Source organism: Streptomyces sp. PTL18, assembly GCF_059510295.1.
In genome coordinates this window covers 362,878-386,828 of record NZ_JCAJZO010000004.1, presented here as the reverse complement: position 1 = coordinate 386,828, position 23,951 = coordinate 362,878, and the positions used below count along the sequence as shown (strand labels likewise).

21 protein-coding genes are annotated in these 23,951 nt (G+C 70.0%); 15 read left to right on the top strand and 6 right to left on the bottom strand.

The window, feature by feature from the left end; translation table 11 throughout:
• Window positions 1-112 precede the first annotated feature (112 nt).
• Complete coding sequence (locus tag AC5WS8_RS10775; RefSeq protein ID WP_496103101.1) at window positions 113-2,110, top strand: ATP-dependent DNA helicase; 1,998 nt, start codon at window positions 113-115, stop codon at window positions 2,108-2,110.
• A 147-nt stretch (window positions 2,111-2,257) separates the two neighbouring features.
• Here the strand turns inward: AC5WS8_RS10775 and lexA are convergent, their stop codons facing one another.
• On the bottom strand, window positions 2,258-3,037 hold the full coding sequence (gene lexA, locus AC5WS8_RS10770; protein WP_496103100.1) for a transcriptional repressor LexA: 780 nt from the start codon (window positions 3,035-3,037) through the stop codon (window positions 2,258-2,260).
• Window positions 3,038-3,590: 553 nt separating this feature from the next.
• On the opposite strand from lexA, the gene nrdR reads away from it, so the two are divergent.
• Together nrdR and AC5WS8_RS10760 are read left to right on the top strand one after the other, a co-directional pair.
• Window positions 3,591-4,151 (top strand): transcriptional regulator NrdR, encoded by a 561-nt coding sequence (gene nrdR, locus AC5WS8_RS10765; RefSeq protein WP_496103099.1) that lies wholly within the window; start codon window positions 3,591-3,593, stop codon window positions 4,149-4,151.
• Between the two features lie 151 nt (window positions 4,152-4,302).
• A complete protein-coding gene (locus AC5WS8_RS10760) occupies window positions 4,303-7,191 on the top strand; it encodes a vitamin B12-dependent ribonucleotide reductase (RefSeq protein WP_496103098.1) in 2,889 nt (962 codons plus the stop codon).
• 95 nt (window positions 7,192-7,286) lie between these two features.
• Here the strand turns inward: AC5WS8_RS10760 and AC5WS8_RS10755 are convergent, their stop codons facing one another.
• Complete coding sequence (locus AC5WS8_RS10755; protein ID WP_496103097.1) at window positions 7,287-7,817, bottom strand: TerD family protein; 531 nt, start codon at window positions 7,815-7,817, stop codon at window positions 7,287-7,289.
• 153 nt (window positions 7,818-7,970) lie between these two features.
• On the opposite strand from AC5WS8_RS10755, the gene AC5WS8_RS10750 reads away from it, so the two are divergent.
• The 3 genes from AC5WS8_RS10750 (at window position 7,971) to AC5WS8_RS10740 (ending at window position 10,275) form a co-directional block, all read left to right on the top strand.
• Window positions 7,971-8,576 (top strand): YdbC family protein, encoded by a 606-nt coding sequence (locus AC5WS8_RS10750; protein WP_496103096.1) that lies wholly within the window; start codon window positions 7,971-7,973, stop codon window positions 8,574-8,576.
• Window positions 8,577-8,697: 121 nt separating this feature from the next.
• Window positions 8,698-9,357 (top strand): histidine phosphatase family protein, encoded by a 660-nt coding sequence (locus tag AC5WS8_RS10745; protein WP_496103095.1) that lies wholly within the window; start codon window positions 8,698-8,700, stop codon window positions 9,355-9,357.
• Window positions 9,358-9,369: 12 nt separating this feature from the next.
• Window positions 9,370-10,275, top strand: coding sequence for an ADP-ribosylglycohydrolase family protein (locus AC5WS8_RS10740; RefSeq protein ID WP_496103094.1), 906 nt, complete (start codon window positions 9,370-9,372; stop codon window positions 10,273-10,275).
• 263 nt (window positions 10,276-10,538) lie between these two features.
• Here the strand turns inward: AC5WS8_RS10740 and AC5WS8_RS10735 are convergent, their stop codons facing one another.
• Together AC5WS8_RS10735 and AC5WS8_RS10730 are read right to left on the bottom strand one after the other, a co-directional pair.
• Window positions 10,539-10,856 carry an IS3 family transposase gene (locus AC5WS8_RS10735; protein ID WP_496103093.1) on the bottom strand — a complete coding sequence of 106 codons (318 nt, stop codon included), beginning with the start codon at window positions 10,854-10,856 and terminating at the stop codon, window positions 10,539-10,541.
• 98 nt (window positions 10,857-10,954) lie between these two features.
• The gene (locus AC5WS8_RS10730; protein ID WP_496103092.1) at window positions 10,955-11,089 is read right to left on the bottom strand and encodes a transposase; all 135 of its coding nucleotides are present in this window, start codon (window positions 11,087-11,089) and stop codon (window positions 10,955-10,957) included.
• A 442-nt stretch (window positions 11,090-11,531) separates the two neighbouring features.
• On the opposite strand from AC5WS8_RS10730, the gene AC5WS8_RS10725 reads away from it, so the two are divergent.
• Both AC5WS8_RS10725 and AC5WS8_RS10720 read left to right on the top strand, forming a co-directional pair.
• Window positions 11,532-12,446: a class I SAM-dependent methyltransferase gene (locus AC5WS8_RS10725; protein ID WP_496103091.1), complete on the top strand. Its 915-nt coding sequence runs from the start codon at window positions 11,532-11,534 to the stop codon at window positions 12,444-12,446.
• Between the two features lie 66 nt (window positions 12,447-12,512).
• Window positions 12,513-15,005, top strand: coding sequence for a helix-turn-helix transcriptional regulator (locus AC5WS8_RS10720; RefSeq protein ID WP_496103090.1), 2,493 nt, complete (start codon window positions 12,513-12,515; stop codon window positions 15,003-15,005).
• A 73-nt stretch (window positions 15,006-15,078) separates the two neighbouring features.
• Here AC5WS8_RS10720 and AC5WS8_RS10715 read toward each other — a convergent pair whose 3' ends face one another.
• Both AC5WS8_RS10715 and AC5WS8_RS10710 read right to left on the bottom strand, forming a co-directional pair.
• Window positions 15,079-15,360 (bottom strand): phosphopantetheine-binding protein, encoded by a 282-nt coding sequence (locus AC5WS8_RS10715; RefSeq protein WP_496103089.1) that lies wholly within the window; start codon window positions 15,358-15,360, stop codon window positions 15,079-15,081.
• Between the two features lie 39 nt (window positions 15,361-15,399).
• Window positions 15,400-16,431: a ketoacyl-ACP synthase III family protein gene (locus AC5WS8_RS10710; protein WP_496103088.1), complete on the bottom strand. Its 1,032-nt coding sequence runs from the start codon at window positions 16,429-16,431 to the stop codon at window positions 15,400-15,402.
• Window positions 16,432-17,000: 569 nt separating this feature from the next.
• Here AC5WS8_RS10710 and AC5WS8_RS10705 point away from each other — a divergent pair.
• From AC5WS8_RS10705 to phzG, 7 genes are all read left to right on the top strand, one after another.
• Window positions 17,001-17,783 carry a response regulator transcription factor gene (locus AC5WS8_RS10705; protein ID WP_496103087.1) on the top strand — a complete coding sequence of 261 codons (783 nt, stop codon included), beginning with the start codon at window positions 17,001-17,003 and terminating at the stop codon, window positions 17,781-17,783.
• Between the two features lie 346 nt (window positions 17,784-18,129).
• Entirely contained in the window at window positions 18,130-18,618 is a 489-nt protein-coding gene (locus AC5WS8_RS10700; RefSeq protein ID WP_496103086.1) for a PhzA/PhzB family protein, read from the top strand.
• A gap of 31 nt (window positions 18,619-18,649) precedes the next feature.
• Window positions 18,650-19,825, top strand: a complete 1,176-nt coding sequence (locus AC5WS8_RS10695) for a 3-deoxy-7-phosphoheptulonate synthase (RefSeq protein ID WP_496103085.1) — start codon at window positions 18,650-18,652, stop codon at window positions 19,823-19,825.
• Window positions 19,826-19,876: 51 nt separating this feature from the next.
• The gene (locus AC5WS8_RS10690) at window positions 19,877-20,500 is read left to right on the top strand and encodes an isochorismatase family protein (protein ID WP_496103084.1); all 624 of its coding nucleotides are present in this window, start codon (window positions 19,877-19,879) and stop codon (window positions 20,498-20,500) included.
• Window positions 20,497-22,380 carry an anthranilate synthase family protein gene (locus AC5WS8_RS10685; RefSeq protein ID WP_496103083.1) on the top strand — a complete coding sequence of 628 codons (1,884 nt, stop codon included), beginning with the start codon at window positions 20,497-20,499 and terminating at the stop codon, window positions 22,378-22,380. The genes AC5WS8_RS10690 and AC5WS8_RS10685 overlap by 4 nt, the downstream gene beginning before the upstream one ends.
• A complete protein-coding gene (locus AC5WS8_RS10680; protein WP_496103082.1) occupies window positions 22,377-23,240 on the top strand; it encodes a PhzF family phenazine biosynthesis protein in 864 nt (287 codons plus the stop codon). Before AC5WS8_RS10685 ends, AC5WS8_RS10680 begins: the two co-directional genes overlap by 4 nt.
• A gap of 52 nt (window positions 23,241-23,292) precedes the next feature.
• Window positions 23,293-23,940 carry a phenazine biosynthesis FMN-dependent oxidase PhzG gene (gene phzG, locus AC5WS8_RS10675; protein ID WP_496103081.1) on the top strand — a complete coding sequence of 216 codons (648 nt, stop codon included), beginning with the start codon at window positions 23,293-23,295 and terminating at the stop codon, window positions 23,938-23,940.
• The last annotated feature ends 11 nt before the right edge of the window (window positions 23,941-23,951 follow it).

Here is a 23,951-nt window from a genome sequence, read left to right as displayed (position 1 = left end):
GATCGCGCCCGAGATCGTGTGTCGGCGCACCCCCGCACCACTCGTGAGCCTCCCGTGCGCCGAGGGGAAGGAGCCCCCGTTTGTCAGTGCGGCGCCGTAGGGTGGTCGCGCTATGACAAAGCCCGCACTCCCCGAACTCCTCCACGCAGCCGTCACAGCAGTCGGCGGCACGGAGCGCCCCGGCCAGGTGGCCATGGCCCAGGCCGTCGCTGAGGCGATCGACGACGGCTCCCATCTGCTGGTCCAGGCCGGCACCGGCACCGGAAAGTCCCTGGGCTATCTGGTGCCCGCGCTCGCGCACGGGGAGCGCGTGGTCGTGGCCACCGCCACTCTGGCGCTGCAGCGGCAGCTGGTCGAGCGCGACCTGCCGCGCACGGTGGAGGCGCTGCACCCGCTCCTGCGCCGCCGCCCGGAGTTCGCCATGCTCAAGGGCCGGTCGAACTACCTGTGTCTGCACCGCCTGCACGAGGGGATGCCGCAGGACGAGGAGGACGGCCTCTTCGACCAGTTCGAGGCCGCCGCGCCGACCAGCAAGCTGGGCCAGGACCTGCTGCGGCTGCGCGACTGGTCCGAGGAGACGGAGAGCGGCGACCGCGACGACCTCACCCCGGGTGTCTCCGACCGCGCCTGGGCCCAGGTGTCGGTGTCGTCCCGGGAATGCCTGGGCGCCTCGAAGTGCGCGTACGGCGCCGAGTGCTTCGCCGAGACGGCCCGCGAGCGGGCGAAGCTCGCCGAGGTCGTCGTCACCAACCACGCACTGCTCGCGATCGACGCCATCGAGGGCGCCCCGGTCCTCCCACAACACGAGGTGCTGATCGTCGACGAGGCCCACGAGCTGGTCTCCCGGGTCACCGGCGTCGCCACCGGCGAGCTCACCCCCGGCCAGGTCAACCGTGCGGTGCGCCGCGCGGCGAAACTCGTCAACGAGAAGGCCGCCGACCAGCTCCAGACGGCAGCCGAGGGTTTCGAGCGGCTGATGGAGCTGGCCCTGCCCGGCCGTCTGGAGGAGATCCCGGAGGACCTCGCCTACGCGTTGATGGCGCTGCGCGACGCCTGTCGCACAGTCATCTCCGCGATCGGCGCGACCCGCGACAAGTCGGTCCAGGACGAGGACGCGGTCCGCAAGCAGGCGCTGGCCTCCGTGGAGAGCGTGCACGACGTGGCGGAACGGATCACCAACGGCTCCGAGTGGGACGTCGTCTGGTACGAGCGTCACGAGCCCCGCGGCGGAGCCGCATATCGATACGGTGGTGCGTCGCTGCGCGTCGCCCCCATGTCGGTGTCGGGGCTGCTGAGGGAGAAGCTGTTCGCCGACCGTTCGGTCGTCCTCACCTCCGCCACGCTGAAGCTGGGTGGCGACTTCAACGGCGTCGGGGCGTCCCTGGGCCTCCTCCCCGAGGGCACGGAGGGCGACGACGTGCCCCAGTGGAAGGGGGTGGACGTCGGCTCCCCTTTCGACTACCCGAAGCAGGGCATCCTGTATGTCGCGAAGCATCTGTCACGCCCCGTGCGGGACGGCGACCGCGCGGACATGCTGGACGAGCTGACGGAGCTGATCCAGGCGGCCGGCGGCCGCACCCTGGGCCTGTTCTCGTCGATGCGGGCCGCCCAGCTCGCCGCGGAGGAGCTGCGCGCCCGTATCCCCGAGTTCCCGATCCTGCTCCAGGGCGAGGAGACCCTCGGCGAGCTGATCAAGAACTTCGCAGCGGACCCGAGGACCTGCCTCTTCGGCACACTGTCGCTCTGGCAGGGCGTCGACGTCCCCGGGGCCAGCTGCCAGCTGGTCGTCATGGACAAGATCCCCTTCCCGCGCCCCGACGACCCGCTGATGAGCGCCCGCCAGAAGGCCGTCGAGGAGGCGGGCGGCAACGGCTTCATGGCCGTCGCGGCCACGCACGCGGCGCTGTTGATGGCCCAGGGCGCCGGCCGGCTCGTAAGGGCGACCGGGGACCGAGGTGTGGTCGCGGTACTGGACCAGCGGCTCGCCACCGCTCGCTACGGCGGCTATCTGAAGGCCTCTCTGCCCGACTTCTGGTACACGACGGACCGCAACCAGGTCCGGAAGTCCCTGGCGGCGATCGACGCGGCGGCGAAGGCCCGGGGAGCGTAGCTCCGTCTCCGTCCACCTGCGCCACCGTGTGCCGATGCGGTCGCAGGCCCGCAGTGCGCGGCCGCGGACAGCATGGGGCCCCGGAACCGGCGCAGGGGTCCCGGGGCCCGGATCAGGGGCGGGCGTCCGTGCGCCCGCAGCGGAGGGTCACACCCGCCGCAGTACGGCCACCACCTTGCCGAGGATCGTCGCCTCGTCACCCGGGATCGGCTGGTACGCGGAGTTGTGCGGAAGCAGCCAGACGTGGCCGTCCTCACGCTTGAAGCGCTTCACGGTGGCCTCGCCGTCGAGCATCGCGGCGACGATGTCACCGTTCTCCGCGACCGGCTGGCGGCGGACCGTGACCCAGTCGCCGTCGCAGATCGCGGCCTCGATCATGGAGTCGCCGACGACCTTCAGGACGAAGAGCTCACCGTCGCCGACGAGCTGCCTCGGGAGCGGGAAGACGTCCTCGACCGACTCCTCGGCGAGGATGGGGCCGCCTGCCGCGATCCGGCCGACCAGCGGGACGTACGACGCGGCGGGCTTGCCCGCGGTGTCGGTGGGCTGCACGGAGGACGCCTGGTCGGAGCCGCGCACCTCGTACGCGCGGGGACGGTGCGGGTCACGGCGCAGGAAACCCTTGCGCTCCAGCGCCATCAGCTGGTGTGCGACCGAGGAGGTGCTGGAGAGGCCGACGGCCTGGCCGATCTCCCGCATCGACGGTGGGTAGCCGCGCCGCTGCACGGAGTCCCGGATGACCTCGATCACCCGGCGCTGCCGCTCGGTCAGCCCGGAGCTGTCCGCCCGGATCCCCGGAGGTCGGCCGGGCAGGGACCTCTTGGGCCCCTCGGGGTTCGTGGCTTCGTTCATGGCATGCACCGGCTCGAGTCGGCCCTGGGGGCGGTCCTGGGCAGTGATGGCGGCACTGTCTGCGGTGGTGGTCACGTCGTCGGCCCCTCTCGATGGTCTCCCGTGCAGCACAACGGTAGTTGCTTTCGAAAGGTTGCGCCAAACACACGTTCGAGTGAAAAACCGCGAATTGCCTGACGTGATCCGGTGTCCAGGTGTATGGCCGACGCTTCTTCGCGGAGGTGGCCGCGCTGCCGAAGCCGGGGGCGGGCGGGGCGAAAGTGCCCATTGCTGTACTCTTCACCGCCGGGGCGGTGGCCTTGTGGGCCGTCGTGGACGCCCCCAGTCTGCCATCCGGCACGCCGCGGACCGTGTACCGGTCCCGCTTCTCCATGTGGCGTCCACCGTATCCGCGCATGGCCCGAATGGGTATGGCCGCGTCGCACATGCCTCTTCGTCCTTGACGCGCGTGTCGCCACCGAATGTACGAGCCAATCGCTACATCTAGTGGTTGGATTGCAGTAGTGACCCACAAGTTGTGGTCCCCCGGTCATCGCGGTCACTGAGATCGCCTATGCTGGGGGCTGCTTCGTGGGGCCAGTGAGGCCCATGAGGTCCATGCGTCGTGCTGAAAAGGAGGGTTGGAGCCATGCACTGCCCCTTCTGCAGGCACCCCGACAGTCGCGTCGTCGACAGCCGTACGACCGACGACGGCACGTCGATCCGCAGGCGCCGCCAGTGCCCCGACTGCTCCCGTCGTTTCACGACCGTGGAGACGTGTTCGCTGATGGTCGTCAAGCGGTCCGGAGTCACCGAGCCCTTCAGCCGTACCAAGGTCATCAACGGCGTGCGCAAGGCATGCCAGGGGCGGCCTGTCACCGAGGACGCACTCGCCCAGCTCGGCCAGCGGGTCGAGGAGGCCGTGCGAGCCACCGGGAGTGCCGAGCTGACCACCCACGACGTGGGTCTGGCCATACTCGGCCCCCTGCAGGAGCTCGACCTCGTCGCCTATCTGCGGTTCGCGTCCGTCTACCGGGCGTTCGACTCGTTGGAGGACTTCGAGGCCGCCATCGCGGAACTCAGGCAGCAGCGGGAGCGCGCCGCCGTGGACGAAGACGACCACGAGTTCCCTGACGCGGAGCGGCAGGGAACCGACCGCGGGTCCGGAGGGGCGGCCGACGCCCTCGTGCCCGCCGCCACCGCCGACTGACGGGTGGGCCGGCCCGGTTCGGCCCCGTCGGCGGCGCACACAGACCCGTCACGCGCGCTCGCGTGCGACGCGCGTGACAAGCAGACACCACACCGTGCCATGGGAAGAAAAGGGCACTTCAGGGCGTTTTTGCCCGATACAGGGAGGCGGCATGACAGAGACGGCGAGCGGTCCGGCACGAGGTTCCCGAGCGAAGGGCGCCAAGGCCACCAAGGGGCTGCGCATCGAGCGCATCCACACGACTCCGGGCGTGCACCCGTACGACGAGGTCGAGTGGGCGCGCCGTGACGTCGTCATGACCAACTGGCGCGACGGCTCGGTCAACTTCGAGCAGCGTGGCGTCGAGTTCCCCGAGTTCTGGTCGGTGAACGCGGTCAACATCGTCACCAGCAAGTACTTCCGCGGTGCCGTCGGCACCCCCCAGCGCGAGACCAGCCTCAGGCAGCTGATCGACCGCATCGTGAAGACCTACCGCAAGGCCGGTGAGGACCACAAGTACTTCGCCTCGCCCGCCGACGCGGAGATCTTCGAGCACGAACTGGCGTACGCCCTCCTGCACCAGATCTTCAGCTTCAACAGCCCGGTCTGGTTCAACGTCGGCACGCCCCAGCCCCAGCAGGTCTCCGCCTGTTTCATCCTGTCCGTCGACGACTCCATGGAGTCGATCCTCGACTGGTACAAGGAAGAGGGCATGATCTTCAAGGGCGGCTCCGGCGCCGGCCTGAACCTCTCCCGCATCCGCTCCTCGAAGGAGTTGCTCTCCTCCGGCGGCAACGCCTCCGGCCCGGTGTCGTTCATGCGCGGCGCCGACGCCTCCGCAGGAACGATCAAGTCGGGCGGTGCCACCCGCCGAGCCGCCAAGATGGTCATCCTGGACGTCGACCACCCGGACGTCGAGGACTTCATCGAGACCAAGGTGAAGGAAGAGGAGAAGATCCGCGCGCTGCGCGACGCGGGCTTCGACATGGACCTCGGCGGCGAGGACATCACCTCCGTCCAGTACCAGAACGCCAACAACTCGGTCCGTGTCAACGACACCTTCATGAAGGCCGTCGAGAACGGCGAGAAGTTCGGTCTGCGCGCCCGCATGACCGGAGAGGTCATCGAGGAGGTCGACGCCAGGGCCCTCTTCCGCAGGATGGCCGAGGCCGCCTGGGCCTGCGCCGACCCGGGCATCCAGTACGACGACACGATCAACCACTGGCACACGTGTCCGGAGTCCGGCCGCATCAACGGCTCCAACCCCTGCAGCGAGTACATGCACCTGGACAACACGTCCTGCAACCTCGCCTCGCTGAACCTGATGAAGTTCCTCAAGGACGACGGCAAGGGCAACCAGTCCTTCGACGTCGAGCGCTTCTCGAAGGTCGTCGAGCTGGTCATCACCGCGATGGACATCTCGATCTGCTTCGCGGACTTCCCGACCCAGAAGATCGGCGAGAACACCCGCGCCTTCCGCCAGCTCGGCATCGGCTACGCCAACCTCGGCGCGCTGCTCATGGCGACCGGCCACGCCTACGACTCCAACGGCGGGCGCGCCCTCGCCGGTGCCATCACCTCCCTGATGACCGGCACCGCCTACCGCCGCTCCGCCGAGCTCGCCGCGGTCGTCGGCCCGTACGACGGCTACGCCCGCAACGAGCAGGCGCACCTGCGCGTCATGAAGCAGCACTCCGACGCCAACGCCGCCGCCGTCCGCATGGACGACCTGGACACCCCGGTGTGGGCCGCGGCCACCGAGGCCTGGCAGGACGTGCTCCGCGTCGGCGAGAAGAACGGATTCCGCAACTCCCAGGCGTCCGTCCTCGCCCCGACCGGCACCATCGGTCTCGCCATGGGCTGCGACACCACCGGTGTCGAGCCGGACCTGGCGCTGGTCAAGTTCAAGAAGCTGGTCGGCGGCGGCTCGATGCAGATCGTCAACGGCACCGTGCCGCAGGCGCTGCGCCGCCTCGGCTACCAGGAGGAGCAGATCGAGGCGATCGTCGCCCACATCGCCGAGCACGGCAATGTGATCGACGCGCCGGGCCTCAAGCCCGAGCACTACGAGGTCTTCGACTGCGCCATGGGCGAGCGCGCCATCTCCCCGATGGGCCACGTCCGCATGATGGCCGCGATCCAGCCGTGGATCTCGGGCGCCATCTCCAAGACGGTCAACATGCCGGAGTCGGCGACCGTCGAGGAGGTCGAGGAGATCTACTTCGAGGCCTGGAAGCTGGGCATCAAGGCGCTCGCGATCTACCGTGACAACTGCAAGGTCGGCCAGCCGCTCTCCGCCAAGAAGAAGGAGTCCGCGGAGGAGAAGGCCGAGCAGCCCGCCGTGGAGGCCAGGGTCGAGAAGGTGGTCGAGTACCGCCCGGTCCGCAAGCGCCTCCCGAAGGGTCGTCCCGGCATCACCACCTCCTTCACCGTCGGCGGCGCCGAGGGCTACATGACCGCCAACTCCTACCCGGACGACGGTCTCGGCGAGGTCTTCCTGAAGATGTCCAAGCAGGGCTCGACCCTCGCGGGCATGATGGACGCCTTCTCCATCGCCGTCTCGGTGGGTCTGCAGTACGGCGTGCCGCTGGAGACGTACGTCTCGAAGTTCACCAACATGCGCTTCGAGCCGGCCGGTATGACGGACGACCCTGACGTGCGGATGGCACAGTCCATCGTCGACTACATCTTCCGCCGCCTGGCGCTGGACTTCCTGCCCTTCGAGACGCGCTCCGCGCTCGGCATCCACTCCGCCGAGGAGCGTCAGCGCCACCTGGAGACCGGCTCCTACGAGCCGATCGACGACGAGGAGGTCGACGTCGAGGGCCTGGCCCAGTCGGCGCCGCGCACCCAGGAGCTGAAGGCGGTCGCCGCACCCCGGACGGAGACCGCGGCGGCCAAGCCGGCCCCGCAGCAGGCGCACACCAGCGCCGAGCTGGTGGAGATGCAGCTGGGCATCCAGGCCGACGCGCCGCTGTGCTTCTCCTGCGGTACGAAGATGCAGCGGGCGGGCTCCTGCTACATCTGCGAGGGCTGCGGCTCGACGAGCGGCTGCAGCTGACCGACACCCGAAGGGCGGCACGACCGGTGGTCGTGCCGCCCTTCGGCGTTGACACCCCTGGCGCGGTGTCCACCGGCCAGGAGGGCGGGCGCACCCTAGGGGACGGGACTGCCCATGACGCGGGCGAAGCCCTCCGGGTCCGTGTCGAAGCCATGGACGCCCGGGTGGAACGTCCACTCCCCGGAGGAATCGCGCACGAACTCGGCCACCCGCGCCGCCGTGGCGCCGAGGACGCCCCCGAAGTCGTCCTGCGCCAGGACGTCGTAGCCCTCGCGGATCCGCAGTGCCGGATTCAGCACTCCCACGAACGTCCTGCGGCCGACGCGCTGCTGGATGGCGACGCCGACCACCACGCGCGCGTACCGGTCGTCGAGCCGGTACAGCTCCACGGTCATGACCTCGTCCCAGCCGAAGCCCTTGCCGTCGAGGCTGTCGCGGTTGAGGTAGATCGTGCCGTCCGGAGAGCGGCTGTCGAAGTGCACCACATAGGCGGGGACCCCATAGGGATCATCCGCCAGGTAGGTCGCGGCCACTATGTCGAGGTCGGTGGGCGGCTGTCCGGAGGGACTCGGGTCCCACTTCACCGCCAGTTCGACCTTGCGGATGCCCTTGTTGAGACCGCTCATCTCCCATCCCCTCCCCGTTGCCATGTGCCCGTGTGGGAACTCCCGTTCCAAGAGGGCCAGTTGTCCATTGTGCCCCGCGCGCGGGGGCGCTCGCTCGGGTGCACTCCGCAGGAGCGTGACCAACGCCACGCAAGCTGGCCTTACGATGGCGCGGTGCTGGTCAAGTGGATTCGCTGCACCGTGGTCGACCGCCGCGGTTTCGAACGGGGGCAGCGAAAGTGGGCGGGGCTTCTGGGGGAGCCGGGCTTCAGGGGACAGGGCGGGGGTTTCAGCCGGGTCAGGCCCGGGGTGGCGCACATCTTCGGGTTCTGGGAGAGCCGCGCCTTCTACGACTCTTTCATGGCACGGTCGCACGACCGGCTGGCCACCGCGCAGGCGGGCACGTTCAAGGACCAGCAGGTCCGGCTCTTCGATCATCGCTTCGATGTGAAGACCGGCTTCGAGCCCCGCTTCACCGACGCCGACGTGGTGCGTGTCGCGCACTGCCGGATCCACGAGGAGCGCGTCGAGCACTTCGCGCTGATGCAGGAGAAGGTCTGGAACCCGGCCATGGCGGGCTCACCCGGTATGATCCGCGGGCTCTTCGGCGAGGCGCCCGGCCATGAGTTCCTGATCCTGTCCATGTGGCGGTCGGCGGCGGAGCACGGCAAGTACCGGGAGGAGCGCGTGGAGCGGCTGGCGTTGCGGGCGCAGACGGAGGCGGATGTCGCGGCGCTCACCGGGGACATCGTGGATCTGGAGCCGTCGTGGACGGTCTGAACGGCCGGACGTCGATGGTTGGAAAACCGGACGGACCTCTCGGTGTGGCCCCGGTGTGACCTGCGCCTTATGGGAGACCCTCGAGTGCCCGTTCGGCCCTCACTCGATCTAGGGTTTCGGCATGGCACGACCACGGCGCATCGTCCTTGTCCGGCACGGCGAGTCGGTGGGCAATGCCGATGACTCCGTGTACGAGCGCGAACCCGACCACGCGCTGCCGCTCACCGAGAGGGGATGGCGGCAGGCGGAGGAGACGGGCAAGCGGCTGCGGGAGCTCTTCGGCAGGGAACGCGTCAGCGTGTACGTCTCCCCGTACCGCCGCACCCATGAGACGCTCCGCGCCTTCCACCTCGACCCCGACCTCGTCCGGGTGCGCGAGGAGCCCAGGCTGCGCGAGCAGGACTGGGGGAACTGGCAGGACCGCGAGGACGTACGGCTGCAGAAGGCGTACCGGGACGCCTACGGGCACTTCTTCTACCGCTTCGCACAGGGCGAGTCCGGGGCCGACGTGTACGACCGGGTGGGCGGCTTCCTGGAGAGCCTGTTCCGCAGCTTCGAGGAGCCCGACCATCCGCCGAACGTGCTCCTGGTGACCCACGGGCTCGCCATGCGGCTGTTCTGCATGCGCTGGTTCCACTGGACGGTCGCGGAATTCGAGTCGCTGTCCAACCCCGGGAACGGCGAGACGCGCATGCTCCTGCTGCAGGAGAACGACAGGTACCGGCTCGACCGGCCCTTCGACCGCTGGCGCGACCCGGATCCGTACTGGGTCACCGGTTAGAGTGGCAGGGCGATGACCTCTGACTTCTCTCCGCTCGGGCGCCTGGAACGCGCGCTCGCCTGTCTGCGTGGACTCGCGGTGGGGGACGCGCTCGGCTCGCAGTTCTTCGTACCTGCGAACTATCCGCTCCTCAAGCGCCGTGAGCTGCCGCCGGGCGTGTGGCAGTGGACGGACGACACCGAGATGGCTTGTTCGGTGGTGTCCGTGCTGGCTTCGCACCAGCGCATCGACCAGGACGAGCTGGCCCGCTCCTTCGCCGAGCACCACGACTTCGACCGCGGCTACGGGCCGGCGGTGGGCCGCCTCCTCAGGCTCGTCCGGGAGGGCGGCGACTGGCGCGAGCTGGCGGCGGCGCTCTTCAAGGGGCAGGGGTCGTGGGGCAACGGCGCGGCGATGCGGATCGCGCCGCTCGGCGCCTGGTACGCCGACGACCCCGAGCAGGCGACCCACCAGGCGGAGATCTCCGCGTACACCACGCACCAGCATCGCGAAGCCGTGGCCGGCGCGATGGCCGTGGCCGCGGCGGCCGCCCTGGCCGCCGACCCGGCGGGCCCGCCGAGCGCGGGGGCCCTGCTCGACGGGGTGATCGCGCTGGTGCCGAAGAGCGCCGTCGCGGCGGGTCTGCGCCGGGCCCGGGACATGCTCGACTTCGGCGACGCGACCACGGTCGCGGCCGTCCTCGGCTGCGGGCGGCGTACGACGGCGCACGACACGGTGCCGTTCGCGCTGTGGTCGGCCGCACGCGCCCTCGGCGACTACCCGGAGGCGTTCTGGACCACCGCCCGGGTGGGTGGTGACATGGACACCACGTGCGCGATCGTCGGCGGAGTGGTGGCCGCCGGAAAGGCGGGAGCTCCACCGGGGGAGTGGCTGGAGCGAACGGAGCGGCTGCCGCAGTGGGCGCCGTCGATCTCGTAGACAGCGGCGACCGCTGAGGGGAACCCCGCCCGCGGGGCGGCCCGGCTGCACCGGACGCCAGCCGGACCGGCCCACCGGCCCTCCCCGCCCGGGTGTGTCCGGACGTCCGCCTTGCCTCGTGATTCCGGAGCGGGGGCAAGGCGGACGGGTCCATTCAGCCGACCCCGGGGCCCGCCGCGCCCGCCAGGGCCTCCAGGTCGCTCTTCCACCGTTGCCAGGCAGAGCTTGCCCTCGCCGGTGTCGATCTCGGTCATGTCACCCACTCAGACGAGATCCGGTTCCGCGGTGGTGAAGTCCCCACGGACGAAGTCCGGGGCGGCCGGCCGCCTGCCCGGCCTGGTCAGCAACCGGCGGCGCTTGACCTTCCGGCCCGCCGGCCCGAGCTCGGCCATCAGCTTCGCGACGGTGTTCACCGACACCCGCCAGCCCCGGCGCACCAGTTCGATGAACACCTTCGGCGAGCCGTAGGTGCCCCCGGAGTCGCGGAAGATCTCCTCGATCTCCTCCGCCAGGTGCTGTCGGCGCATCTCCCGCTCGGTCGGCGGCCGGTGACGCCACTTGTAGTACCACGACTCCGACACCCCCGGAGCCCGACAGGCGACGCGGTGCGGTACGCCCTCCTCGGCCTTGCAGCTGCTGATCACCCCGCACCGCCACGGCCGGGTCCGCCCCAGCTACTTCACCCAGCTGCGCAGCGTCCCGGAATGGGGGCCAGATCCTCGGCCACCTCCGGAATCGGCTTCCCGGTCTCCGTCACCATCCGCACCGCCCCCTCGCGGAACTCGGCGTCGCAGATGCGCTTCATGGATGCCATGACCCCCAACTATCCCTCCGGTCACGGTCTCCACAGTAGGAGGGGAGGTGCACCCACTTCCTGCCCCTCGCCGACGTACGAGGAAACGCCGCCATCGACGCGATCTTCGCGTAGCCGCGGCCGGTCGGCAGGGTCCGTGGGACGTGGCTCGTAGCCCGCCGCAGGCCCAAAGTCCCAGAGATGCCGCCGCACCTGTTCCTGACCCGCTAAACGGCAGGTCAGACGGGCTGCGGCGGCATTCGCATATCAAGTGTCCCGGAAGAGACCAGATAGCCTTTTGGCCTACTATGTCGGGCTGCTGCGCATGTGTGCCGATCGAACGGAGGAATTAATTCCGGATGGATGCCGCGCGGCATCATAACGATTCTTGATGGTTGAAAGTATTGCTCCGTATTGGACAGGTGGCCGACATCGTGTTGATATAGCCCGGGAAATGCGATGGGTGGCCAGGGTGCTGGCCCTTTGGACTCTGGAGACTCGTATGGGGACCGTGGAGAACACCGAAGAGATGTACAACCTCTTCAACAAGACGGCGAAGGCCTATGACCAGAGCGGTGTGGAGTTCTTCCGCCCCATCGGACGCCGCCTCGTCGAGTTCTCGGGGATTCCCGCCGGGGCGTCCGTGCTGGATGTCGGTGCCGGCCGCGGGGCCGCGCTCTTCCCGGCCGCCGTCGCTGTGGGCGAGCGCGGCGAGGTCGTCGGCATCGACATCTCCGAGGAGATGGTCAAGTACGCGCAGCAGGACGCGGACGAACTCGGCCTGAAGCACGTCAGCCTGCAGGTCATGAACGGACAGAAGCCCGAGTTCGAGGCGGGCCGCTTCGACGCGGTGATCGGCAGCTGCAGCCTCTTCATCTGGGTCAAGAGCGCCGATGACGTGCGCCCCTATCTCGAGCTGCTGCATGCCGGCGGGCGGTTCGCGACGGCTGCGCCGTCGTTCTTCTCGACCGCACGCGGCAAGTGGGCGCTCTTCCCCGAGGTCGTCAACGAACTCCTGATGCCGTACATGCTGCAGTCGCTGAAGCAGAGCGGTGCGTACGACTCGCAGTTCGCCAACGCCGGCGCAAACTGGCTCATCACTGCGGAGTCGATCCAGAAGACGCTCGTGGATGCCGGATTCGTCGATGTCGAGGTGGTCGAGGAAGAACTGCCGGTCGTTGTGAATTCGGGTGAGCAGTGGGTTAAATTCACTTACACCACCGGAATGCGTGGAATGTGGGAGCGCATCGAGGAGAACGAGCGCCGCGAGGTGATCGCCGAGGTTTCCCGGCGACTGGACACCCTGCGGGACGAAAACGGCGTCATCACCGTTCCGGTGCCGATCGTCTACATGCGGGCCAGCGCCCCGAAGGCCTGATGTCGGCCTTTTGAAGAATTCGTTCGGAATATTTCGCGAGTCGTCTGCGGTCTGCATGGGGGAGACGTGGCAGGACTGGTCGAAGGTGATTGGCCCGTCACCGCGAGGGAGGCAGAACTCTCGGAGATCAAGGAATGGGCGGCCGCGCGGGTCGGCGCGCTGCTGGTCGGCGAGCAGGGGGTGGGCAAGACCACCCTCCTGAACGCCGCGCTGGAGCAGGCCGAGCGGGCCGGAACCCTGGTGGTGCGCGGGGACGCCTTACGCGACCACCTGTCCGGAGGTACGCGGCCGCAGCTGGCGCGCCGCCGGGTCACCGTGGCGATCGACGACGTGCACCTGGTCGACCCGATGATCCTCGGGCTGGTGTGCCGGATGGTGGGCGGTGGCCAGGCGATGCTGCTGGCCACCGCCCAGCCCGATGCCGCCCTGCCCAACGCCCTGCGCCGCCTGCTGATCGGCAAGCGCCTGCGGCGGCTCACCGTCGAAGCCCTCGACCGCTCGGGCACCGTACGGATGCTCACCGCCCGGCTCGGCGGACCGGTGGCCGTCGACACGGCGGAACGCTTCTGGGACCTCACCCGCGGGAACGCGCTCACCCTCCGCGAACTCGCCGACCAGGCCCTCGCCGAGGGAACCCTGCGCCAGGTGCGGGGCCGGTGGCACTGGCCCGGCCTGCTGGGCACGCCCGACAGCAGACTGGTCGACCTGGTGGACCTGCTCCTCGGCGACCTGTCCCTCGACGAGCGAGAGCTCGTGAACATGCTGGCGCTCGCCGGGCCGCTGGAGGCCGGACTGCCCGTCGTCGACGCACTGGGCGAGGCGGCGGAGTCGCTGAACCGCCGGGGCGTCCTGGTCGCCGAGCGCTCTCGGTACCGGCTCTCCCTGCGGCTCGCGCATCCCCTCTGCGCGACCGTCGTCGCGGCCACCCTGCCCGAACTGACGGCCCGCCGGCTGCGGCAGGAGATCGCCGACGCGATCAGGAGCACCGGGGCCCGCCGGCGCGACGACGCCGCCCGCATCGTCCGGCTCGGCCTCGGAACCGGAGCGCTGCCCGCGCCTGCCCGGCTGCGCGAGGCTGCCACCGACGCGCTCGGCGCCGAGGACCATCCGCTCGCCGAGCGGCTGAGCCGCGCGGCGCTGGCCGCCGGAGCCGACGAGGGCGCGGCCGTGACCCTCGGCGAGGCCTTGGCGGGCCAGTCCCGTCACGTGGAGGCCGAGGCATGCTTCGCGAAGGCTCCGCGTTCCGCCGCGGTACTGCGCCCGCGAGCCCTCAACATGGGCCTCGGTCTGGGGCGGCTCGCGGAGGCGGAAGCGGTCGCCGAGACGGACCGGGGAACGAGGGCCGTGATACGGCTGCTCAAGGACCGGATGGGTGAGGCACGGCAGCTGGCCGCGACGGCGGACGGGGCCGAAGCCCTGCTTGCGCTGCTCTGTCACGAGTCGGGCGATGACGAGCGCGCCCTGGCCGTGCTGGCCGCGGCCCGGCCGGCCCTGGCCGGCCGGGGCGAATCGGCGCGCCTGGAGCATCTCTATGTCACCGGCTGGGTCACTGTGCAGGCCAGGGGGCTGACCGAGGCCAGGGCCGTGCTGGAGGAACTGGGCGAGCAGGCGACGAGCGGCGGCCCGCGCACGGGTGCGTACGCCCGACTCCTGGAGGCGCGCATCCTGCGTGCCACGGGCCGCACGGCCGAGGCCGCCGAGGTGCTCCGGCAGGCGGCCGCGTACCGCGGGACCACCGACTGGCTCAGCACCCGCTCCGTGCGTCTGGCCAGGCTCGCCGGTGCGGTGGCCGAGTCGGGAAACGTGCGGGAGGCCGCCTCGTTGCTGGCCGAGGCCCGGGAAGCGCAGCGGGACGAGTGCGCGTACCCGCTGATGGCGGACGCCGTGGAGCTGGAGGCGGCGCTGGTGACGGCGTGTCTCGGCGACCCCGCGGGGGCCGCCGGCCAGGCGCTCGAAGTCGCCGGGCGGGCCTTGTCCGCCGGCCGGCGCGCCCAGGCGCTGTCCGCACTGCATTTCGCGGCCCGGGCGGGTGCGGCGCCCCGGGCCGCTGCGGTCTGGCAGGCCGCGGGCCTCGGCGCGCCGCTGGCGGAACAGGTGGTCCTGCGGCACGTGTTCGCGCTCGCGGAGGGTGACGGGGACGCCCTGGACGACGTCGCCCGGCGGTTCGACGGTATGGGGCTGCTGCCGCTCGCGGCGGAGGCCGCCGGGCAGGGCGACCGGGCCCATCAGGCCTCCGGAAACCGTCGGCGGGCCCGGGCGGCGCAGGCCGCCGCCGCCGAGTTCGCCGCCCGTGGCGGCGCCGAGCCGCCGGTGTGGGCCGTGCCCGCCGACCGCCGTGCAGCGGGCATCTGTACGGAACTGACCGCCCGGGAGCGCGAGGTCGTGACCCTTGCCGCCTCCCAGATGTCCAACCAGGAGATCGCCGACCGGCTCGTGCTCTCCGTCCGCACCGTGGAGAACCACCTCTACCGTGCGTACGGCAAGCTCGGCGTCACCGCGAGGACGGAACTCGCTCCTGTACTGGGCATGAGGTCCGTCCGGGGCAGGCGCATCGCCTGAGCCGAGCGAGTGGCGAGCGCGGGCGGGCCGGGGTGCCGACACCCCGGCCCGCCCGCTTTCGTGAGGTGACCGGTCAGGCGTCCGCCTTGTCCAGTTCCTGTGTGATCCGCTCGTTCCAGGCCGCGAACGTCGGGGTGCCGGTCAGCTCGCCGAAGGCCACGGCAAGGCCCGCGCGGCGCCACTTGGTGACCAGCCGCATCATCGTCAGGGATTCGAGGCCCAGCTGGATGAGGTTGGCGTCGTCCTCGATCTCGGACGGGCTGATGCCGATCAGCTCGGCCAGCGCCGCGCGCAGGTTCTCACCTGTGAGGGCCGCGCGGGCCGCGGCGTTGTTCGGGTTGTTGCTGTCAGTCATGGTGGTTGGCGTCGTCCTTCCCGGCCTGGTGGCAGTGGGTCACTCGGTGGGTTCGGCGACGATCTCCAGGATCGCCACGCCGGCCTCGAAGCCGGGGCTTCCGGTGAAGAGCATCACCTTGTCGCCCGGGCCGACCTGCCGGGTGCTCCACAGATGCTCCAGGCCGACGAAGACGTCGGCGGCGCTGATGTGGCCGACCTTGCTGGTGTGCTCCCAGATCCCGCTGTCGACCGTGAAGCCGATCGGGTCGAGGAACTGGTCGCGCAGCGCGTCGATGGTGGCGCTCGGGTGGCAGACCCGCTTGATGTCCCCGGCGGTGATGCCCGCGTCCTCCAGCGCCTCGTCGAGGGCCTTCTGCAGCACCTCGCCCGGGTGCTCCATGGGGGGAGTGTTGCCCTTGGCCCACTCTTCCATCCAGAACTTGACCCGGGCCTCGTAGTCCAGCTCCTTGCCGATGGTCACCGCCGGCGGGAAGATCGGCTCGCTGCCGCGGTGCAGCGCTTCCATGCCCGGCGCGGAGTAGGTGCCGATGGACAGCAGCTTGGCGATGCCGCCGGTGCGCGAGACGACCGCGGCCGCGGCGCCGTCACCGAAGATGGAAAGGCGCGACGTGGTCCAGCGGTTGACCAGAGGAGTGGAGTAATTGTCCGCCGCGGTGAGGAGAACCGCCGACTTGCGCGAGTCGCAGGCGAGCCGGTGCGCGGAAATGGCCAGGGCGGACAGCATTCCCTGGCAGCCCTGCTTGACTTCCAGCGCCGTGATCGACGTGTTCAGTGTATTGCTGAGAATGTAGTGAGCCGGGGACCAGCCGTCCGGCCCCTGGTGGTAGGCGGAGCTGTGGAACAACGCGCCGAAATCCTCGGCCGCGTGCCCCGACCGCTGAATTGCCTCCTTGGCGGCCAGTACGGCCATTTCGGGGGCCGACAGCGAATCGGAGACCGCGACTGACTCAAGTCCCGAGGCCTCTCGGACGTCAGCGCCGTACCAGCCGGACTTCACGGCCTGCTCTGTCGTGACCAGGTCGGGCACATAGGTGCCCAGGCCCGACAGGTGGACGCCCTCAAACCTCATCGTGGATCCCTCCCGACGCGCACCGATGCAGATGCTGCGTGGCCTGATGTGTGCTTTGTCGCCCCAAGACGACCACGGTCCGCGGTCCCCGCGCCTGAGTACCGGCTACTCAGATCGTCGGCGCCCGACCGGGCCCTACGCAGGGAGGGGCCCGGTTCGGGCCGGGCTCGCCAAGCGCCCGGGGCGATGAGCGGCGACCGTGCAGGCATTGGTTTTATGGGCGCTTAACAGCCTTGTCCATGGTTTCTCCGGAGCCTCAGCCGTCGCTGTGTAGGATGGTGCGGACTTGAGGTTGCTTCTCCGCGTTGCGGGGTGCATCTCGAATGGGCCCGATCCAGGGTCCGACGGGGAAGGCTTCGTGCGGAGTTGTCGGCCTTTTCCGCCCTTATGGGGGCGGGGTTGTCAGGGGCCGCGTCATTTCGGTTCGTAGTGCGGGGGAGAGTATGGGCTTGGTAATTGATCGACTACCTGTGCGCGGATTTTCAGAGCTCGGAGAGAATCAGGAAAGGCTCTCGTGCACGCACCCATGGGTGCCCGGCCCGCCGTGCGGACCGCTGAAAGGGGAGATCGTGGCTGCCCGTTCCGACTTGATGGACCGTCATCGTCCGCCGACTGCGGTGGTCGCGGCGGACAGAACCGGCCGGACCGATACGGAAGTGCCGGGCCCGCGGCAGCAGTTGCGTCATGCGCCGGCCGTCTGGCGGATCCTCGTGGTGGAGAACAGTGACAAGGACGCCGAGCCCCTGATGCGGGGGCTGCGGCGGCACGGGCACCACGTGGAACGAGTCTCCGGCGGCATCGCGGCCCTTGACACCTACGCCGGGGTCAACCTGGTCCTGCTGGATCTCGAACTACCGGACCTGGACGGACTGGAAGTCTGCCGGCAGATTCGCGCCGAGGGAGACACGGCGGTCATCGCCGTGACCGCCCGGGGCACGGAGCTCGACCGGGTTCTCGGACTGCAGGCCGGCGCCGACGACTACCTCGTCAAGCCGTACGGCTTTCAGGAGTTGTTGGCTCGGATGGAAGCCGTCATGCGGCGTGTTCAGCTCTCGACCGCCGATCCGTCGGTGATCGTCAGGGGCCCCCTGCACATCGACGCGGCCGCCCGCCGCGTGCGCCTGCATGGCCGGCCGATCGACGTCACGCGCAAGGAGTTCGACCTCCTGTACCTGCTGGCGGCCCAGCCCGACACCGTGGTCTCACGCAAGACGATCATGCAGACCGTCTGGGGCGACGTCTGGTCCCGGCGCACCATCGACACGCACATCAGCAGCCTGAGGGGCAAACTCGGCAGCAGCGACTGGATCCGCAACGTCCGTGGCGTCGGCTTCCAGCTCGGCTGCGCCTGAGCCTCGCCGGCTCCTTCCACAGCGGCCGCGACCGCCGCCCGCGTCCTTTGAGCGGCCCCCGGGACGCCGTCCCGGGGGCCGCTTGCATACCCCTGTCCGCGGCATCAACTCCATTACGGAAATCGCGAGTTGACACTTCTCTGACGTAACCCGAAAGCCGCTTGAGGAACCTGCACTCAGCCTGACTTCGAGTTGAGTGTTTGCTTCTTGAGCGTATCGATGGCACCCGGCAGGATCAGTGGTGCCTCAGCGTGCCCGACCGCGCTCTCCCCGCGCCGGTCGATCGGCCCAAGGCGCCTTCTCGCCCTCCCACAGGAACAGCCAGCGCACGGTTTGGAGTTCTTCCATGTCTGAATCCGCTCAGAGCATCGCCTTGGCCGACGAAGCGGAGCTGCGCAGAGTCAACCGCGCGACCGTGGAGAAGTACATGGCCGCCCTCGGCCAGGCGCGCCTGGAGCGCCACCTGCTCTTCACGGAGGACGGTGTCGGCGGTCTCTGGACCACCGACACCGGTGCCCCGATCGCCATCCGCGGCCGCGACCGGCTCGGCGAGCACGCGGTGTGGTCGCTGAAGACCTTCCCGGACTGGGAGTGGTACAACGTCCAGATCTTCGAGACCCAGGACCCCAACCGCTTCTGGGTGGAGTGCGACGGCCGTGGCAAGGTCCGCTTCGCGGACTACCCCGAGGGCCACTACGAGAACCACTTCCTGCACTCGTTCGAGCTGGAGAACGGCCGGATCAAGCTGCAGCGCGAGTTCATGAACCCCTTCGAGCAACTGCGCTCCCTGGGTATCCCCGTCCCCGAGATCAAGCGCGCCGGCATACCCACCTGACCGTCCGTCGCCCCGCGCCTAGGAGGATCCTGTGGACGAAGTCCTGCGCGACATCCGCATCCGCAAGGCACTGCAGCAGCCCGAGTGGCCCGATTCGGGCCAAACCGAGCAGGTGGGAGACGCACTGGCGGCCGGGCCGGCGCTCGTACGCGCCCCGGACCTCGCGGTGCTGCGCGCCGCGCTGGCCCGCGTCGCGGCCGGCGAGGCGCTCGTGGTCCAGTCCGGCGACTGCGCCGAGGACCCGGCCGAGTGCACGGCCGCGGACGTCTCCCGCAAGGCCGCGCTCCTCGATCTGCTCGCCGGAACGCTGCGCATGAACGCGCACAAGCCCGTCATCCGGGTCGGCCGCATCGCCGGGCAGTTCACCAAGCCCCGCTCCAGCGCCACCGAGTCGGTGGGCGGCACCCTCCTGCCCGTCTTCCGGGGGCACATGGTCAATGGGCCCGAACCGGATCTTGAGGCAAGGCGCCCCGACCCGCTGCGCATGCTGACCTGCCACATGGCGGCAGACGAGATCATGAAGCACCTGGGCTGGCAGCGGGACGCACCGCTGCACGACCCCCTCGGGCCGCCCGTGTGGACCAGCCACGAGGCACTGCTGCTCACCTACGAGATCGCCATGCTGCGCACGGCCGAGGACGGCACGCTGTTCCTGGGTTCCACGCACTGGCCCTGGATCGGTGAGCGCACCCGCCAACTCGACGGCGCGCATGTGGCACTGCTCGCCCAGGTGAGCAACCCCGTGGCCTGCAAGGTGGGTCCCTCGATGGACCCCGCCGAGCTCGTGGCGCTGTGCGCACGCCTCGACCCCGAGCGCAGCCCCGGACGGCTGACGCTCATCTCCCGGATGGGCGCCGACCGGGTGTCGGAGCAGCTTCCCCGGCTGGTCGAGGTGGTACGCGAGGCCGGCCACCCGGTCATTTGGCTGACCGACCCCATGCACGGCAACACCGTCACGGCGCCGGACGGCAACAAGACCCGCCACGTCGAGATCGTCTCGGACGAGGTCCGGCGTTTCCAGGAGGCCGTCACAGGTGCCGGGGGCGTGTGCGGGGGCCTGCAGCTGGAGACCACCCCCACCGATGTGACCGAGTGCGTCTCGTGCCAGGCGGACCTCGACCGGGTCGGCGACAAGTACACGACGTTCTGCGATCCGCGGCTCAATCCGCAGCAGGCCGTCTCCGTCGTGTCCGCCTGGAACGCCTGACCTCAGACGCGTCGAACCCCGCTCTCTCCGAGTCGGACATGGAAGGCAGAAATGGTCGGAATTCCCCCCATCGAGCCCTATGTGCTGCCGATCGCGGGCGACCTGCCCGCCAACACCGCCCAGTGGACCGCTGACCCCGACCGTGCCGTGCTGCTCGTCCACGACATGCAGCGCTTCTTCCTGGCACCTTTCCCGGACAGTGTCCGCGGACCACTGGTGAACAACGCGGTGGCCGTACGCGACCGCGCCGCCGCCCTCGGCGTTCCGGTGGCGTACACCGCCCAGCCCGGCAGCATGACCCGCGAGGAGCGCGGTCTGCTGGCCGACTTCTGGGGTTCCGGCATGCGGCGGGATCCCGCGGACCGCGGCGTCACTGACGACCTGGCCCCCCGGGAGGCCGACTGGCAGCTGACGAAGTGGCGTTACAGCGCCTTCCACAGGTCGTCCCTGCTGGAGCGGATGCGGAAGGATGGGCGCGACCAGCTGGTCCTGTGCGGTGTCTACGCCCACATCGGCGTCCTGATGACGGCGGTCGAGGCCTTCACCCACGACATCCAGCCGTTCCTCGTCGCGGACGCCGTCGCCGACTTCAACGAGAGCCACCACCGCATGGCGCTCGAATACGCCGCCGGTCGCTGCGCGATGGTGGTCCCGGCCAAGGAGGTCTTCGCATGACCGAGGCGACGGGCGACCTGCTCGACCGCGTACTGGCCGGCCGCGCCGGTGCCTTCGCCCTGCTGTACCGGCCGAAGTCGGGCGGCCCCGGCACCCTCGACGTGCTGGTCGGCGACGTCACGACCCCCAGTCTGCTGTCGGAGATACCGCTGCCGGACGCTCCCGCCGAGCCGGCCGGCGCACGCCACGAGGTCCTCGCGGTCGTGCCGTACCGGCAGATCACCGAGCGCGGCTTCGTGGCGACCGACGACGGCACACCCCTGGTCGCGCTCAGTGTGACCGGGCAGGAACGCATCCTCCTGACGGACGCCCTGCGCCGTATCCCGCAGGTGCCGACCGAGCTGGCCGACGCACGCTTCGACGTGGACGACGAGACGTACCAGGAGATCGTGCGCAAGGTCGTCGACGACGTGATCGGCGCGGGCGAGGGGGCCAACTTCGTCATCAAACGGTCCTTCGTCGCCACCATCACCGACTACCGGCCCGGCAGCGCTCTGTCGTTCTTCTCCCGGCTCGTCCAGCGCGAGGTCGGCGCACACTGGACGTTCCTGATCCACACCGGGGAGCGCACGCTCGTCGGCGCCTCGCCCGAGCGGCACATCAGCCTCGACGCCGGCACGGCCGTGATGAACCCGATCAGCGGCACCTACCGCTACCCGCCGTCCGGTCCCACCCTGTCCGGTGTCACGGACTTCCTCGCCGACCGCAAGGAGGCCGACGAGCTGTACATGGTCGTCGACGAGGAACTCAAGATGATGGCCCGGATCTGCGAGACGGGCGGCCGTGTCAAGGGGCCGTACCTCAAGGAGATGGCCCGCCTCGCGCACACCGAGTACTTCATCGAGGGCCGCACCGGGCACGACGTGCGCGACATCCTGCGCGAGACCATGTTCGCCCCGACGGTGACCGGCTCCCCGCTGGAGAGCGCCTGCCGGATCATCGACGCGTACGAGCCCACGGGGCGCGGTTACTACAGCGGCGTCGCGGCCCTCGTGGGGCGCGACGAGGACGGCAACCGTGCGATGGACTCCGCGATCCTCATCCGCACCGCGGACATCGACGCGACCGGCCGTGTCGAGATCGGTGTCGGCGCCACCCTGGTGCGGCACTCCGACCCGGCCCGTGAGGCCGCCGAGACCCGGGCCAAGGCGTCCGCTCTGGTCGGCGCGCTGGAATCCGGCAGGACCGGGGGCTTCGCCGAGCATCCCGAGGTGCGGGCCGCCCTGGAGCGGCGAAACGACTCCATCGCAGGGTTCTGGCTGGACGGTGCCGGGGACGGTCTGCGGGAACACGCCGCACTGGCCGGCCGACGCATCCTGGTCGTCGACGCGGAGGACACCTTCACGGCCATGATCGCCGGCCAACTGCGCGCCCTGGGCCTGGACGTCGCGGTACGACGCTTCGACGAGGAATACGCCTTCGAGGACCACGACCTCGTCGTCATGGGCCCCGGGCCCGGCGATCCCGGCGACACGGCCCACCCCCGGATCGGCCACCTTCACGCTGCCGTACGCACCCTGCTCGCCGAGCGTCGGCCGTTCCTCGCGGTCTGCCTGAGCCACCAGGTGCTCAGCCTCGTGCTCGGCCTTGAGGTGTCCCGGCTGCCCGCTCCCAACCAGGGGTTGCAGAGAGAGCTCGACTACTTCGGTGCCGTCCGGCGGGTGGGCTTCTACAACGCGTTCGCCGCCGTGAGCGACGACGACAAACGCGAGGTCGAGGGCGTCGGCGTGGTCGAGATCAGCCGGGACCCGTCGACCGGCGAGGTCTACGGGCTGCGCGGTCCGCACTTCATGACCATGCAGTTCCACGCCGAGTCCGTGCTCACCCAGAACGGCCCAGGCATCCTGGCCGCCGCCCTTCAGGACGTCCTCACCCCATGACGAAAGAACAGCGGGAGATCCCCATGCACACCTATGTGGTTGTCGACGCCTTCGCGACCGAGGTACTCAAGGGCAACCCGGTCGCCGTCTACTTCGGGGCGGACGACCTGACCACTGCTCAAATGCAGGTAATCGCCCGGGAGATGAACCTCTCCGAGACCACGTTCGTCCTCACGCCCGAACAGGGCGGCGACGCCCGCATCCGGATCTTCACCCCGGTCAACGAACTGCCCTTCGCCGGGCACCCGCTCCTCGGTACCGCCATCGCGATCGGTAACCGGGGCCCGCTGGACCAGCTCAAGCTGGAGACGGCCAAGGGGCTCATCCCCTTCGAGCTGGTCCGTACGGACGGCGTGGTCACCTCCGCCTGGATGCAGCAGCCCGTACCGGACTGGGAACCCTTCGACCGGCGCGAGGAACTGCTGGCCGCGCTCGGGGTACCGGACACGGCCCTGCCGGTGGAGATCTACCGCAACGGGCCCCGGCACGTCCTGGTCGGCCTGAACAGCGTGGCGGAGCTGTCCGCGCTCCGCCCCGACCACCGTGCGCTGGGCGCGTTCGAGGACATGGCGGCCAACTGCTTCGCCGGTTCCGGTACGCAGTGGCGCAGCCGGATGTTCTCGCCCGCGTACGGTGTCGTCGAGGACGCGGCCACGGGCTCCGCGGCCGGCCCGATCGCCATCCACCTGGCCCGGCACGGCATGATCGAGTATGGGCAGTGGATCGTCATCACACAGGGCGTGGAAATGGGCCGGCCCTCGCCCATGCACGCGCTCGCCGAGGGCAGCGGCGAGCAGGTGACCCGAGTCGAGGTCGGTGGCGACGGAGTCATCGCGCTCGAAGGGGCGCTGCGCCTGTGACGCGCCCGCAGACAGTCCATCCCCCCAAAGCGCAGGCACTCCGGAGAGACGCATGAGCAGCACCAGGTCGGAGAGCATGACCGGGACCGTCAAGGTCTCCTTCCCCGAGTACACGACGCCGCCCGCCGAGCCGGTGGGCCTGCTCCGCGCATGGCTCGCCGACGCGGCGCACCACCGTGTCCGGGAGCCCCGGGCCCTGGCGCTGGCCACCGCCGACGCGGCCGGCCGGCCCTCGACCCGGATCGTGGTGATCAACCAGGTGACCGACACCGGGCTCGTGTTCATCACGCACGACGGAAGCCGCAAGGGCCGCGAGCTGGCAGTCAACCCGTGGGCGTCGGGTGTCCTGTACTGGCGCGAGACGAGCCAGCAGGTCGTTGTCGACGGGCCCGTCGTCAAGCTGTCCGACGCGGAGGCCGACGCCCTGTGGCACGCCCGCCCCGTGTTCACCCACGCCATGACGACCGCTTCCCGCCAGAGCGAGCCGGTCAGCGGCCTCGACGAAGTCGAGGCGCTGCTGAGGCGGGCCCTCGAACTGGGAGAGAGCGGTGCGCCGCTGCCTCGCCCGGAGGGCTTCGCCGGCTACGAACTTCGGTTCGCCGGCGTGGAGTTCTGGGCCAACGGCTCCGACCGGCTGCACGAGAGGCTGCGGTACGACCGCGACGGCGACGGCTGGCGCGTAGGCCGCCTCCAGCCCTGACCGCGCACCGG